Origin of the sequence: Mucilaginibacter sp. OK283, assembly GCF_900110415.1 — a bacterium.
Lineage (GTDB): Bacteria > Bacteroidota > Bacteroidia > Sphingobacteriales > Sphingobacteriaceae > Mucilaginibacter.
In genome coordinates this window covers 152260-166526 of record NZ_FODR01000009.1, presented here as the reverse complement: position 1 = coordinate 166526, position 14267 = coordinate 152260, and the positions used below count along the sequence as shown (strand labels likewise).

The window sequence follows — 14267 nt, the reverse complement described above, 5'->3', positions numbered from 1 at the left end:
CGTTTTTTACTCCAAAGCAGTAAAAACGATGCAAAAGTGCTATATTTATTACTATTTTCCTAAGAAAATATGATATTAATCATGTTTTTCGATCAATTTTATACAATTATCTTGTTTTTTCCTGAATTAATAAGGTGATTTTGCCCTTTCCAGACAAAAACGCCCGTTGTGTTTGGCGGCAATACGACCTCTATATCCCATTTTCCTTTTTTTAGCTCATATTTTACCGCGATTTTGCCGTTAGGGTGAGGGATTTCTCCGCCTATTATTTTTAGATCGCCTAAGTGCGGTTCAATTTTTATTTTGCTAAAACCGGGCGCATAACTATCAATGCCTAAAACGGTACGGTAAAATTCAATATTGGGGCTGGCGCCCCAGGCGTGGCAGTCGGACCGGTTATGTCGCAGGTCCGATATTTCCGCCCAGGTGGTAAGTCCCATTGCGATGTTCTTTCGCCATATATTAAGCCATTTTAAATAATCATTGCCATAGCCGCTTTTAATTAGCGCCTGGTGCAGGTAATATTTAAAGTAGATGGTGCATTGGGTAAGCATAGTATCGGTCATTAGCTTTTTGCCAAGGGCAGATGCTTCGTCGCCGGTTACCATACCTGTTAAAATTGCAAGTGAATTGGTATGCTGGGAAAACAATTGCTGATCTTCCACATCGGAGTATAATTGCCTGCTGGCTACCCAATATTTTTGTTGGATGGTGGCTTTTAATAAATTGGCCATATCATGATAATATTGCGAAATGATGGGTATGCCAAATTTGGCCTCCATTTGCGAGGCTTGCTGGTAAGCCCACATCAATTGCAGATCTAACAAAGCCGAGGAGCCGTTTACGCTTTTGGGGGCGGCGCCAAAGTCCCAGCCTTTATCGGCAACCCAATCGGCAAAGTTCCAGTACGGGGTGTTTTTTAACGAGCCGCCAGGCTGTTGATATTTCCTAAAAAATGCCAATATATCCTCTACGCCCTGTAATTTGCTTTGCACAAAAGCGCTATCGGGCCGGTACATCCAATAATCATGCAGCATACCGATGTACCATAAAGAAAATGTGGAGATAATTTGTGGCGAAAATGAAGGGTGGCGGCTTAAGGTAACCCCTTCGGCAATGCGCGAGTGGTCCATCAGGTTAATGGCATTACGCACCAGGCGGTCATCGCCGCTGTTGTAGTACGATACCAGGGCCTGTATGCGGCTATCGCCCACATATTGCAGTTGCTCGTAATAGGGGCAATCGTAATACGTTTCGCCTGCGCAAAGCCGCGCTGTGCGCCAGCCAATGTCCAGCATTTTCTTCATTTCGGCTGTACCGTCAAGCTTTGCGTTTAGTTTAAAAGGATAGCCGGTAAAGGTGCCGTAGATGTCATCTACCTGTAAAGGTTGCCCGGCGGTTGTTATCTTTAATTCGATATACCTGAACGTGCGAAAACTAAGCGTATTAAACGACTGACCCGCGCTGCCATCAGACACGATGCTATCCCGGCGGCCCGAAAATATTTTGCCCTCCACATCATCGCGGTTGCCTTTTTCAAGCCCCCCGGGTCCGTGCAGTTTGGTAAATAATGTTTCGGCATAACTTAGGCTGATACCGGCATTTTTACCAAGGCTAAAATTGAGCGATACAAAAGCATTGGTTAAAAAAGTTTGATCGAGCAAAAAGGTAACTGTGGTATTTGCAGGAATGGTTATAGCTGTTTTAGTTGCCGGGAAGCTTTTAGGCACGGTGATCCCTTCGGCCCTGCGTAGTACCGGGATGCGTTGATAAGTTAATTCTACCGGCGGAATAGACGAAGGTACCAGCATCCAGCCAAAAGCATTCGGGGTACCTTTGGGTTTACCACCTTCTATCTTAACGGCATTTTTCCAGCCGCTCACATCCGTCTTTTCGGCATTCCAGTTGGCGATACCGGCGTTCATATCTACCCGCTCGCCCGGGCCTGCTACGTAATAAGTACCATATCCAACACCAACAATGGGTTTGTATCCTTTATCGCTGATGCCTTTCCAGCTTTTATCAGTATTAATTATCGCTTCCGCCTCGGCATCGCCCTGCATAATAAATGCGGTCTGGATAGAGATCTGCGCTTCGGGTCGGTAGTCCCCATCGTTCCAAACCACGGCGGCAATGACATTATCGCCTGCTTTAAGATATGGCGCCAGGTCTACAGTTTCATAATTCCAGTAATAGGTGTCGCCGCGGGCCGGGCCTAATGATACCAGTGTTTGGTTTACGTACAGTTTATAACGGTTATCGGCAGATACATGCACAATGAATGTGGCCGGTTTGTCTTTGATGTTGATATTTTTGCGGAAATAGTAAACCCCATAATCCCGCAGCGATTCGCCGGGCACAGTGATCCAGGCCGCTTTCCATTGACTTTTTAACAGTGCCGGATTAATGGACTGCGCATGGCCGGCAATAACAGTGAAAATAAAAAACAGCGATAACGCGGCTTTATATACAATTTTCATGGAAGATGGGTTATAATGTGGTTAGCAAGTGCTTAAGTGCTAAATTACAATTAAAAATGATTACACATCTGTTGAGAATTATCATTTTGTTACCTCACCGGATACGGTGATTTTTAAATAAAAATAAAGTGCCAGTCTTTATTTTAGCCGCGATATTTGCATCTGTCGCGGACCAATCACACCTAAAACCGGCGAATGGTTTCCAAAATTTTATAACCGGCATAGCCGTAAACGAAGCCATTGAAAATAAAACTGCGGCTGTGCAGGGCAAAAACATGGGCGCTTGCTTAACAGGCAGGCACACAAGCCCGGAGGCTTGCGGCCGCGAAAAAGAACTTATAGGTGCAGGGGGCTGCCCTGAAGGCAAAAGCATTATATTAATTCCCTTTTAAACTGATGCGTATAACACTTAATGAATAAGGCGGCACTACGTAACCGTTCAGTTGTGCTACGCTGATTTCGGCGTGGGAGGGAATGATGTTTTTTTGCTGATCGATGGTGTTTTTATCAGAAGGCTGGCCTTGCAGTACATCAATTTTGGCGTTAGCAGCCATCATACCCAGGCCCGAAAGCTTTGCCATGGCAGTTGCAGCCTGTGGACCGGCGTTCACGATTTTTAAAATAACATCGCCGGTTTCGCTGTTTTGCACGCATGATGCAGCCAGGGTCGAGTCGGCACGGGCGCCGGGCCGGTTAAGTGATATAATACCGGGAATGTATACATCGCCCTGGTTAACCGCAAATAATTGCTGGACATAGTAATTTACCGTAGGCACCAGGGTTTTGTTATCAAAGTAGATGAGGTTGGGGTTCCACGAGGTATGCTTAAGATTGGCCAGCAGCGGCGCGTAAGACGCCATTTGCACAATATCGCCGTTACGCTCAAGGCTGGTCATAAAAGCGGCTTCCGAAAGCGCGTTAATGAGGGTGTTGCCCCATGATGCATATTCACCAATGTACACCTTTGATTTTGGACGGCGGTAGCTATCATACCGGCTATTGTTTTTCAGGAACCATTCGGGCTTTTCGTAAAAATGTTCGTCAACAACAGGCACCGATAGCTGATCGGCAAACTTCCAGCCAAGGTCATAATCTTCACCCGATGGCGCGGGGCCTACTGTGCCTACGATAGTAATTTCGGGATGTTTTGCGCGTACGGCATCATATATCATTTTAAAGCGGTCCCTGAAATCATCGGTTTGCTTGTCCTCATTACCAATACCCACATATTGCAGGCCAAAAGGTTTTGTATGGCCTGCTGCAGCCCGTTTAGCGCCCCAAACCGATGTGGTGGGCCCATTGGCGTATTCTATCAGGTCCAAAACATCCTGAATATAGCCTTTCATTGCGGCCAGGGAGAGCCCTTTTTGGCCAGTTCCGCCAATCTTCCAGGTTCCGCCCGAATTTTGGCAGCTTACCCCGGCCGCCAGTACCGGCAGTGGCTTGGCGCCAATATCCTCGCAAAACCTAAAATATTCATAAAAGCCAAGGCCTGTACTCTGATGGTAATTCCAGATGTTGCGCTGTTGAACCCGTTGCTCAACAGGGCCGATGGTGTTTTTCCAGCGGTATATGTTATTAATGCCATCGCCGTGTACCAGGCAGCCACCTGGAAAACGGAGAAACTTGGGCTGAAGATTGGCTATGGACTGAGCAAGATCGGCCCGCAACCCGTTGGTTTCATTTTTAAAAGTATTATGCGGAAAAAGAGAAACTTCGTCGATAGCTAAAACCGAACGCTGCCTGGCAAGTATTGTAAGCCTTGCCGAATCGGAGCTTGCTGTGGCAGTAATGGTTCCCGTGTATTTTCTCCATGCCCCAGCCTGGGTCTGGAATGAAAATGTACCGCATACAGCGCCCTTATCTCCGCGCAGCTCCACCTGCATGGCCACGGGTTTGGCCGAAACTTGCCTTACGTATACAGAGAAGTCATATTTTTGGCCAGCTTTGATACAGATACCATCATACCCGGCATTGGTAATGCCAACGCCTTGCTGGCCGGCGTCGTCAATATTTAGCAACACATAGTGCGGATTATTGAAGTGCAGGGGTTTTGCTGTTTCTACAGATATTGTGCCGTAACCAAATCCTTCGGTGGTGTACTCCCAGGCTGTTAGGGGGTTCCATGTTTTCCTGTCGCTGGCGCTGTACTCGAATGATCTGTTCTGTATCAATTCGGCGTAAAGTCCGCCATCGGCCGCGTAGCTCAGGTCTTCAAAAAAGACGCCAAAAAGATCTTTGCTGATTGGCTTACCAAGCTTCGCATTTGCAGCTAAGGTTTGGGTTTTTTTTACACTCAATGCGGGGGCTCCCTGGCCGTGGGCCAAATGGGCAACAAACAACAGTGCCAGGCATATTGCAGGCAAAATACGCTTAAAAAACATCAGGTTTAATTTTTGAGGTTGATAATTAATAATTGTTTTTTTAACAATTATTAACAAATATATATCTTTTTAGGAGAAATAAAAATTTACTGCTTTTTTTAACATATAACACAACAATAACAGCAACGCTTCCCCGTTCTTTTATGATTGTTGTTTAAACAATTATAAAAATGTTATTTCATTCGCCGTGTTGAACAGCTAACTATCCCTGCCAGGTGCCGGGTTTAAAGTTATTTGGATAAACTCCGCACCATTTCAATATGCTCAATACCATCTTCGTCATACACCTCGCCTTCCGAAACAAAGCCGAGCGACTGGTAGAACGAAAGGGCATAAGTTTGCGCGCCAATGCGGATAGCTGCCGGGCCAAACACATCATAACAACTTTGGATAGCAAGTTCCATAATTTTCCTGCCAAGACCGGTTCCCCTGAAAGCCGGCGAAGTAACTACCCGCCCTATCGAAACTTCAGGGTATGATATGCCAGCAGGAACCAGCCGGCTGTAAGCTGCCAGCTTGCCGTCGGCGTACAATAAAAGATGATAGCATTGCTGGTCTTTATTATCCTGGTCCAAAAACACACAGTTTTGTTCTACCACAAACACTTCGCTGCGCAGGCGGAGTAGTTGGTATAGTTCATTAACATTAAGGTGGCTGAAAAGCCTTATTTGATAAGTTAAGTTCATGGGCCAGATATGGATAGGACAAAGTTAATTGTTTGGGTGAACGGCCTAACTAACTTTATGAGAAAAATTTGTTTAACTATGAAAAAACATTGCTAACAATTCAATAGCTTAACCAATAATTCTAAGCGATTTAAAATGGCAAAAAACCGGGTTTTAACGATTTTGGTTTCCGTTTTCTGGAAAACAAAGCATTTTTGGACGTTGTTTCCCGATAAGTTCAATTACTTTTCAACTTGTTGAGTATATCCCGGGGGCTGGCTTTTGAGCTTATTTTGCACTAATAGCTGCAGATATTACCGCTTTTGAATGCTAACCTATTCAACCTTAAGCGGGGGGCCGAGCAACTGCATTTCGTGATCGGAAAAAATTTTTGCAAGCTCGGTGTCCGATGGTTCATGATCAAGCGATTGCATGGCCACAAAAAATTCTTCAAGCTTACCGGCTGGTTGCAAAGTTACCGTCATCTTTCCTTTGGCGCTTACCTGGGTCCAGGCATGCGGCACATTCTTTGGCAAAAAGATGCTTTCACCTGTAGTTAAATGAAATTTATCCTCGCCTACCTTAAAAAAATACGATCCTTCCAATACATAAAATATTTCATCCTGTGTAGGGTGGATATGCAATGGCGTTCCTCTGCCCTGCGACAAGCTGGTTTGCTCAAAAATAGCCAATTCGCCATCGGTATCTTTCCCGGATATCTTCACATCCAAAATATTTGAGTTTACCCCTTTCAATTTAATATGCCCATGTATCCGGCCTTCGCCGGCCTGTATTTTAAAGCCCTTGTTAACGCGGATTAAGCTTTTCTTTGAAACAATGGCCGCAAACGGTGCAAACGGAACCGCGGCAAATGTCAAAACAGCGGCAATGAATTTATTCCTTTTCATAAGTAGATTTTAAATTTACAGGCTGATATAAAGTTAGTTATAAAAACAAGCAGGAACATCATCAGCCCCAATAATTAAATCTACAAGCGCTTCACTAAATTAAGCCAGGTTCATAACCGCATACAATGCAGTAACAGAAATGATAATCCATAGGGCAATACCCTGAAGCAACGGTCTGAAGCCAACAGAAGCAAGTATCTTTCCGGATAATCCGGCACCGATAAGGAATAACGTGAGTGTTAAGCAGGCTTTGGCAATGGTAATTATATACGGACGAATCTGCTTTATAACCGGGATATAAGTATTAGCGACCATTGCCAGTACAAATAAGGCAATGAAATAAGGAATGGTAACTTTTTTTGACTTGTTTTTAAAAATAAAGGCCGACAGAAAAGCAACCGGTATAATCCATAAAGCCCTTGTAAGTTTTACCGTGGTGGCCACTTCCAGCGCATGGCTACCATATTTACCCGCAGCGCCAACCACCGAGCTGGTGTCATGTATCGCAATAGCGCACCATAAGCCAAATTGCGTTTGAGTAAGGTTAAAGTGATGCCCTATTGCCGGAAAAACAAACAGGGCTACCGAATTGAGGATGAATACACAGCCAAGGGCAACGGATATTTGCTTCTCCCCAGCCTTAATCACGGGCGATATAGCTGCAATAGCGCTTCCGCCGCATATGGCGGTACCTGAAGATATAAGATAAGATGTTTTCTTTTCAATGTTTAACCATTTTCCTATAAAATGGCCAAATATAAATGTACATGTGATAGAAGCTATAGAGAATAATATGCCCTCCTTCCCAGCCTGTAAGGCGCTATGTACATTCATGCCAAAACCTAAACCCACTACAGAAATTTGTAAGAGCAGGTGAGTGGCCTTATGATTTATGTGTAAATAAGGGTGACCGGTGAACTGGGCAACAGCCAGGCCCATAACCAACGCTACGGCAGGACTAATATAAGGTGTAATACAAAGGAGGATGCAGGTTATAAAAATGACTCTCCGGATATTTTCACTGGTGTTCAAAATGAACCCTGTTGGCGAGATTAATGGCGGTTGTGTGTTCATGTTTCTTCTTTTTGACACGGCAAAACTCCATAATCAAATGCCCGAATTTTCATCACATTATGCAATGTCTGATAACTAAAAGTTATTTAACACATGGATTGTACGTGCCAAATCAAAGGCTGCAAACAGGAAAAGCAGCCATGGCGGAGAAGCCCGATTTCCAGCAAATTCTATATAGACAAGACTTGTTGGTTACACCCCAACCAACCCCGCCATCTCATTCAAAAACACCAGCGCCTGGTCAATACTATGCACACCTTCAACACTTAATCTTAGTGTATTTTTAACTTCTTTTAAATTAGTACGCCTTGGGTTGGCCTGTACAAAAGCCAGCACATTGTGGAATGCTTCGGTTTCAAAGTAGGATGATTGCTGATTGGTGATGAAGTACCCGCGCAGCACATTCTTTTTTAACGAAATTTTTTCAAAACCGATAGCCTTGCCCATCCATTGCAGGCGCATGGTATTCAGCAGGTCATGTACCTGTGGCGGTATGGGTCCAAAACGGTCATGCAGTTGCTGCTGAAAGGCCGATAGTTCAACTTCCCGTTCCAGTTTGGATAGTTCGGTGTATAAATTATAACGCTCGGACAAATTGGTTACATATTCATCCGGGATCAGGATCTCCTGGTCGGTATCTATCTGGGTGAAGGAAATATATGGGCGTGGCTTATCATCCGGGAATACACCTTTAAATTCATCGTCCTTTAACTCCTGGATGGCTTCGTCCAAAATTTTATGGTACATCTCGAAGCCTATTTCGGCAATAAAGCCGCTTTGCTCTGCACCCAAAAGATTTCCGCTGCCCCGGATATCCAAATCGCGCATAGCTACGTTAAAGCCGCTGCCCAGGTCGCTAAACTCCTCAATGGCGCTAAGGCGCTTGCGGGCCTCGCTGGTGAGGGTTGACAGTGGCGGGCTCAACAGGTAGCAATAAGCTTTTTTGTTGCTCCTGCCTACGCGGCCGCGCATCTGGTGCAAATCACTCAGGCCAAACATATGGGCGTAGTTGATGATAATAGTGTTGGCGTTGGGGATATCCAGGCCGGCTTCAATAATGGTAGTAGCCACCAGCACATCGTACTCGTGGTTTACAAATTTCAGCATTACATCCTCAAGCGCATCGCCCTCCAACTGGCCGTGGGCAATACCAATACGGGCTTTAGGTACCAATTTGTGAATCATGCCGCCTAACTGCGGCAAATCGGCTACGCGGTTATGGATAAAGAAAACCTGGCCGTCGCGCTCAATTTCAAACTCAACAGCTTCTTTTATCAGTTTATCGTTAAATACATGCAACTCGGTAACTACCGGCTGCCTGTTGGGTGGTGGTGTTGATATGATGGATAAATCCCTTGCGCCCATTAGCGAAAAATGCAGGGTGCGTGGTATCGGTGTAGCCGTAAGCGTAAGTGTATCTACATTGGCTCGCATTTGCTTCAGCTTCTCTTTGGTGCTTACACCAAACTTTTGCTCCTCGTCAATAATCATCAGCCCCAGGTCTTTAAACTTTACATCCTTGCTTACCAGGCGGTGGGTACCTATAATGATGTCTACCTTGCCTTCCTTCAGTTTCTCTAAAGTATCCCTAATCTGTTTGCTGGTTTTAAAGCGATTTATATAGTCTATATTGGCCGGGAAGCCCTTTAGCCTATCGGTAAATGTTTTGTAGTGCTGGGCCGCTAAAATGGTGGTAGGTACCAATATGGCCACCTGCTTGCTATCGGCAACGGCTTTAAAAGCAGCGCGAACGGCTACTTCGGTTTTGCCAAAGCCCACATCGCCGCAAATCAGCCTGTCCATAGGGTGCGGCGATTCCATATCTTTTTTAAAGTCGGCAGTGGCTTTTTCCTGGTCGGGAGTATCCTCGTACAAGAAAGAGGCCTCCAGTTCAGTTTGCAGGTAGCTATCGGGCGAAAAAGCATTGCCATGTTGGGCTTTGCGCAGGGCGTAAAGCTTAATCAGGTCGCGGGCTATGTCTTTAACTTTTTTTTTTGTTGTTTTCTTCAGGCGTTCCCAGGTATCGGTTCCCAGCTTGTTCATGCGTGGAACAGTGCCTTCCTTGCCGCTGTATTTGCTAATTCGGTTTAGCGAATTGATGTTTACATATAACAGATCGTTATCTGCATAAATCAGGCGGATCATTTCCTGTTGCTTGCCGTTTACCTCCACTTTTTCCAGCCCGGCATATTTGCCTATGCCGTGATCAATATGGGTAACGTAATCGCCGGGCTTTAGGTCGCGTAGTTCCTTTAGGGTGATGGCCTGCGAGCGCTGATAGCCTTTTTTGAGCTTGTATTTATAATAACGATCAAAAATCTGGTGATCTGTGTAGCATGCCAGCTTTTGCTCGTGGTCAACAAAACCTTCGCGGATTGAGATACTTATCGGGGTAAATTTTACCGTTTTATCCAAATCATCCAATATGGCATACAAGCGCTCAACCTGGCGGGACGAATCGGTAAGGATAAAGTTTTCAATCTTATCTGCCTCGTTATTTTTGAAGTTATGGATTAGCAGCGTAAAATCTTTATTGAATGACGGCTGCGGGCGCATGTCAAAATTGATTGATGCGCTTGGCTGATAAAAAAACTGTTTCCCAAACTCCACCACGGGGAAATCAAACAGCTGGTCGGCAATCAGTTTCTCGTCGGTGAAGCCAAATTTAGGATCAATCCAGTCCGGGTTTTGGTTTTTTTCGTCTGCAGATAATGCTTTCCACAAGTTGGTGGCCTTTTTAAAGCCGCTTTGGATGATATCCAATGTAAACTGTACGTCCTTAATCCAAACCTGGGTACCAGGCTCTACATATTCCAACAGCGAGATATTGCTTTCTGTTAAAAATTTAGATTGTACATTGGGCACAATGGTAATGGTTTTTACCTGCTCAACAGACAGCTGGCTTTCAATCTCGAACGTGCGGATAGACTCAATAAAATCGCCAAAAAACTCCACCCTGTAAGGAAGGTTGTGCGAGAATGAAAAGATATCTACAATGCCGCCACGCACAGAAAACTGCCCCGGCTCGTACACAAATTCAACGCGCTCAAAATCGTATTCAATTAAAAACTCGTTGATGAACTCGATACTGAGTTTATTGCTTACTGCAATTTCAAGGGTGTTTTTTTCGAGGGACGCCCGGTCAATCACCTTTTCGGCCAGGGCCTCGGGGTAGGTAACTATCAGCTGGCCAAATTCCGAAGCGTGGTTAAGTTCGTTGAGTACTTCGGCACGTGCCAGTACATTGCTGCTGTCGGGCTGGGTAAATTCAAATGGTTTGCGGTATGATGAGGGAAAAAGCAATACTTCTTTGCCTGTAAGGTTTTCCAGGTCGGCCTGGAAATAACCGGCTTCCTCGCGCTCGGGCAAAACAAACACCATGTGCTTGTGCTGCAAAAAATATAATGCTACCGCCATGGCCGCATCACTCGATCCGACTAAACCACGCAGCTGTACCCTTGGATTTTTTGACGCATTAAGCGCAAGCGCTAATGCTTTAACCCGGTCATCAGCTTTATACCTATCTAATATATCACGGATGTTCAAACTGCTGCAAATGTAAGCAAAAAAGCCTTTTTAAATAAACAGCTATAAATAGTATAAAACAATGCAAACAATATGATGGCTTATTTACTTTTTAATGATAAATTAGGGTATTATTTCTCCCGTAGCTCAACCTAAATTTTTTAAACCAAAATTTATATATCATGAAGAATGCAATTATTTGGGGCGTTATTATTGGCATATTAAGCGGAATCTGGATGTATGTTATGCACGCCTCGGGAATTACACCAACCGGCGACAAAGTAGCCACGCTTGAATACTTTTCGTTTATTATCCCGGCCATTGGCTTGTTAATTGGCATTTATAGTTATCGCCAAAATGATTGTAACGGCCAGATGGGATTTTTTGAAGCGCTGATACAAAGCTTTAAAATATTGATTGCCGGCGGTATTGTAACCGTTTTTGCCACGATTTTATATGTTAGCTACAGTGGTGTATCCATGAATGATATCCTTAAGGAATCATCCGGCCGCATCTTTGGTGCTTTGTTAGTTGGCGTTTTATTGGCGTTTGCGGTATCTTTACTGTTTACCAATAAATCAAACAAGGTTGATTAAACAGCTTTTTCGCAACTATTTTGAACTCATTTTCTGGATTACCGCTATGCTGTGTCTGGCGTTTACCTCGCCGCAGGCCACATCGCATTTTACATTATGCCCTTTAAAATTGATGGGGATAACCTGGTGCCCCGGCTGCGGTTTGGGGCACTCCATTATCTACCTGTTTCACGGGCAAATTTCCAATTCATTTCATGCGCATTGGTTGGGCATACCGGCCGTGCTGGTGATATTTCATAGGATATATGTTTTGGCAAGGCCTCACCCAACCCTCCCCAAAGGAGACGGCTTTTGACTTGCAACGGAAACCAATCTGCTTTTTAAAGTCCTCTCCTTTGGAGAGGATTTAGGTGAGGCTCTTTTTCACCGCCAAAACCTACGGTTTCACCGACTTGTTAGCCCTGCTAACCTATATCCCGTAGGTGTTTTTTATGTGCTGATGTACCTTTATATCATCAAAACAAACACAAACTTTAATCATTACTAAAATGAGCACTTACCCAAATTCATATATGATGTTCGACGGAATGACTCCTGAAGAATTTTCTTTTGTACAACAGGCCACCGCCGCTTTAACCGAAAACCAGCAACGTTATTTTATGGGTGTTTACGCCAGCAAACGCCGCAACCCCCAGGATATTTTGTTAGCTACGCTTGCAGGGTTCCTTGGTGTATCAGGTATTCAACGTTTTATGACCGACCAGATTGGAATGGGTATTGTATACTTTTTTACCGCAGGTTTTTGTTTTATCGGTACCATCGTCGACCTGATTAATTATAAAAGCATTGCCAACGAGTACAATCAAAAAATGGCCTTCGAAAGCTTCAATATCGCTAAAATGACCAACTAAGTTTCCCGGTTACGGGCAAAGTTTCAACATATATATATCAAAAAAATCCACCTTCTGTTACGGGGTGGATTTTTTCGTAAGCTGAAAGCGCAAAGCCGAAGGCCTAAAGCCGGAGCGCCCAAGCGGAATTTGCTTATTTTTTTCTGCCTTTCGCTTTCTGCCTTCGGCTTTGCGCTTTTAGCCTTCGGCTTTCAGCTCTCCTCCCCCAAATACTTGTTGTCAATTTGTTTATCGGCTTTTGCGCCCAGCTTTTTGATTTTTTCGGCTGTGGTGGTCAGGTTTCCGCGGCCGTCTGATAGTTTATTTACCGCGCTATTATAGGCATTTTGGGTATAGGTAATGTTTTTGCCAATGTTATCCATATCGCCTAAAAAGCCAACAAATTTATCGTACATATCGCCGCTAAGGCGGGCTATTTCCAATACGTTCCGGTTTTGGCGCTCCTGTTTCCACATGCTGGCAATGGTGCGCAGGGTAGCCAGTAGGGTAGATGGGCTTACTATCACCACTTTTTTATCCCAGGCATAGTTAAACAGCTCGCCATCCAGCTGCACAGCTATACTGAACGACGATTCTATCGGCACAAAAAGCAGTACAAAATCGGGCGAGTTTATTTTATACAGATCGTGGTATTTTTTGGCCGATAAACCACCGATATGGTTTTTAATTGATTCTACATGCGCTTTGGCAAATAGCTTACGGTCTTCTTCGGTTTCGGCGCTTATCAGCCTTTCGTAAGCTATCAGCGAAACCTTAGAGTCGATAACCAGGTGTTTTTCATCCGGCAGGTCGATAATTACATCGGGCTGATAGCGGGTGCCGTCATTGGCCTGCATGGCAGCCTGTATGCGGTACTCCTGGTCTTTCACCAGGCCCGACCTCTCCAGCACCCGCTCCAGGATCACTTCGCCCCAGTTGCCTTGCTTTTTGTTGTCGCCTTTAAGCGCCCTGGTTAAATTCTGCGCCTCGTCGCTTATCTGTTTGTTCAGGTCCATTAGTTGGGTTATTACGCCTTTCAGGGTATTGCGCTCGGCGGCTTCCATATTGTAAACTTTCTCTACCTTATCTTCAAAAGCTTTCAGGTTTTCTTTAAGCGGATTCAAAATCTGGTCGAGATTGTTGCGGTTTACATCAATAAACTCTTTTGATTTTTCTTTCAGCAGTTTTTCGGCCACATTTTCAAACTCCCGCTGGAACTGCGTGCGGATTTGTTCTATCTCCACTTTTTGCTCCTGCATTTTTTCCTGCTGCGAGGTATAGTACGCGCGGGCGTTCTCCAACGATTTATTGGCAGTGGCTAACTGGGTACGTTCATATAGCAACTCATCCAAGAGCCGGTTTTTCTCGTCCTTTAAAAATTGGGTAATGTTTTCTTTTTCGCTGGCCAGGCCGCTGGCTTTTTCTTCGGCTTTGGCCAAAGCAATTTTAAGCTGGTCGCTCTCTGAGCGCAGCCGGTTCAAATCGTCTGCCGAGATCAACTCAATGGCTTTGGGTTTTTTAATAAACAGCAAAACGGCTATCAGCAGTATAACAACCGAGGCAATAATCAGTATCTCTGAATTCATTTTGATAAAAATATTAGCAAATTTAGGTTAATATTTTTAGTAATGCCATAGATAATAGCGATCTGCTTGAACCGGACGGACCTCGGCCAACAAAGTGTGGGAAGTTCATCTTGTTACTCCTAAAGTATTTTGAAAACGATCTTTTTGTCATCCTGAGTTGCGAATTTTGCGAAATTCTGAAGGTGGGATGACATATGTTGCATGGCAGCGAAAACTCAC

11 protein-coding genes are annotated in these 14267 nt (G+C 44.6%); 4 read left to right on the top strand and 7 right to left on the bottom strand.

Annotated features, from left to right (window positions below):
* Positions 1-98: 98 nt before the first annotated feature.
* Positions 99-2480 (bottom strand): alpha-L-rhamnosidase-related protein, encoded by a 2382-nt coding sequence (locus BMX56_RS20255; RefSeq protein ID WP_090651494.1) that lies wholly within the window; start codon positions 2478-2480, stop codon positions 99-101.
* A 128-nt stretch (positions 2481-2608) separates the two neighbouring features.
* Between BMX56_RS20255 and BMX56_RS20250 the strand changes: the two genes are divergently transcribed.
* A complete protein-coding gene (locus tag BMX56_RS20250) occupies positions 2609-2872 on the top strand; it encodes a hypothetical protein (protein WP_090651493.1) in 264 nt (87 codons plus the stop codon).
* On the opposite strand, the gene BMX56_RS20245 is transcribed toward BMX56_RS20250, so the two are convergent.
* From BMX56_RS20245 to mfd, 5 genes are all read right to left on the bottom strand, one after another.
* Positions 2858-4864, bottom strand: a complete 2007-nt coding sequence (locus tag BMX56_RS20245; RefSeq protein ID WP_090651645.1) for an alpha-L-arabinofuranosidase C-terminal domain-containing protein — start codon at positions 4862-4864, stop codon at positions 2858-2860. The two genes, BMX56_RS20250 and BMX56_RS20245, sit on opposite strands and share 15 nt — an antisense overlap.
* Before the next feature lie 230 nt (positions 4865-5094).
* On the bottom strand, positions 5095-5550 hold the full coding sequence (locus BMX56_RS20240) for a GNAT family N-acetyltransferase (RefSeq protein WP_090651492.1): 456 nt from the start codon (positions 5548-5550) through the stop codon (positions 5095-5097).
* Positions 5551-5864: 314 nt separating this feature from the next.
* Entirely contained in the window at positions 5865-6437 is a 573-nt protein-coding gene (locus BMX56_RS20235; RefSeq protein WP_090651491.1) for a cupin domain-containing protein, read from the bottom strand.
* Positions 6438-6536: 99 nt separating this feature from the next.
* Positions 6537-7511 (bottom strand): YeiH family protein, encoded by a 975-nt coding sequence (locus BMX56_RS20230; RefSeq protein WP_090651490.1) that lies wholly within the window; start codon positions 7509-7511, stop codon positions 6537-6539.
* A gap of 192 nt (positions 7512-7703) precedes the next feature.
* Positions 7704-11057: a transcription-repair coupling factor gene (gene mfd / locus BMX56_RS20225; protein ID WP_090651489.1), complete on the bottom strand. Its 3354-nt coding sequence runs from the start codon at positions 11055-11057 to the stop codon at positions 7704-7706.
* A gap of 161 nt (positions 11058-11218) precedes the next feature.
* Between mfd and BMX56_RS20220 the strand changes: the two genes are divergently transcribed.
* The 3 genes from BMX56_RS20220 (at position 11219) to BMX56_RS20210 (ending at position 12483) form a co-directional block, all read left to right on the top strand.
* The gene (locus tag BMX56_RS20220; protein WP_090651488.1) at positions 11219-11632 is read left to right on the top strand and encodes a DUF4199 domain-containing protein; all 414 of its coding nucleotides are present in this window, start codon (positions 11219-11221) and stop codon (positions 11630-11632) included.
* Entirely contained in the window at positions 11625-11927 is a 303-nt protein-coding gene (locus BMX56_RS20215; protein ID WP_255369880.1) for a DUF2752 domain-containing protein, read from the top strand. The genes BMX56_RS20220 and BMX56_RS20215 overlap by 8 nt, the downstream gene beginning before the upstream one ends.
* Positions 11928-12120: 193 nt before the next feature.
* Positions 12121-12483 (top strand): TM2 domain-containing protein, encoded by a 363-nt coding sequence (locus BMX56_RS20210; RefSeq protein ID WP_255369879.1) that lies wholly within the window; start codon positions 12121-12123, stop codon positions 12481-12483.
* Between the two features lie 191 nt (positions 12484-12674).
* Here the strand turns inward: BMX56_RS20210 and rmuC are convergent, their stop codons facing one another.
* Positions 12675-14048, bottom strand: coding sequence for a DNA recombination protein RmuC (gene rmuC / locus BMX56_RS20205; protein ID WP_090651487.1), 1374 nt, complete (start codon positions 14046-14048; stop codon positions 12675-12677).
* Positions 14049-14267: the final 219 nt, after the last annotated feature.

What these genes read in the sequence shown, in the direction of transcription:
- BMX56_RS20255 (WP_090651494.1), bottom strand. Translation starts at nt 2,480, where the DNA reads ATGAAAATTGTATATAAAGCCGCGTTATCGCTGTTTTTTATTTTCACT.
- BMX56_RS20245 (WP_090651645.1), bottom strand. Translation starts at nt 4,864, where the DNA reads ATGTTTTTTAAGCGTATTTTGCCTGCAATATGCCTGGCACTGTTGTTT.
- BMX56_RS20240 (WP_090651492.1), bottom strand. Translation starts at nt 5,550, where the DNA reads ATGAACTTAACTTATCAAATAAGGCTTTTCAGCCACCTTAATGTTAAT.
- BMX56_RS20235 (WP_090651491.1), bottom strand. Translation starts at nt 6,437, where the DNA reads ATGAAAAGGAATAAATTCATTGCCGCTGTTTTGACATTTGCCGCGGTT.
- BMX56_RS20230 (WP_090651490.1), bottom strand. Translation starts at nt 7,511, where the DNA reads ATGAACACACAACCGCCATTAATCTCGCCAACAGGGTTCATTTTGAAC.
- BMX56_RS20220 (WP_090651488.1), top strand. Translation starts at nt 11,219, where the DNA reads ATGAAGAATGCAATTATTTGGGGCGTTATTATTGGCATATTAAGCGGA.
- BMX56_RS20210 (WP_255369879.1), top strand. Translation starts at nt 12,121, where the DNA reads ATGAGCACTTACCCAAATTCATATATGATGTTCGACGGAATGACTCCT.
- rmuC (WP_090651487.1), bottom strand. Translation starts at nt 14,048, where the DNA reads ATGAATTCAGAGATACTGATTATTGCCTCGGTTGTTATACTGCTGATA.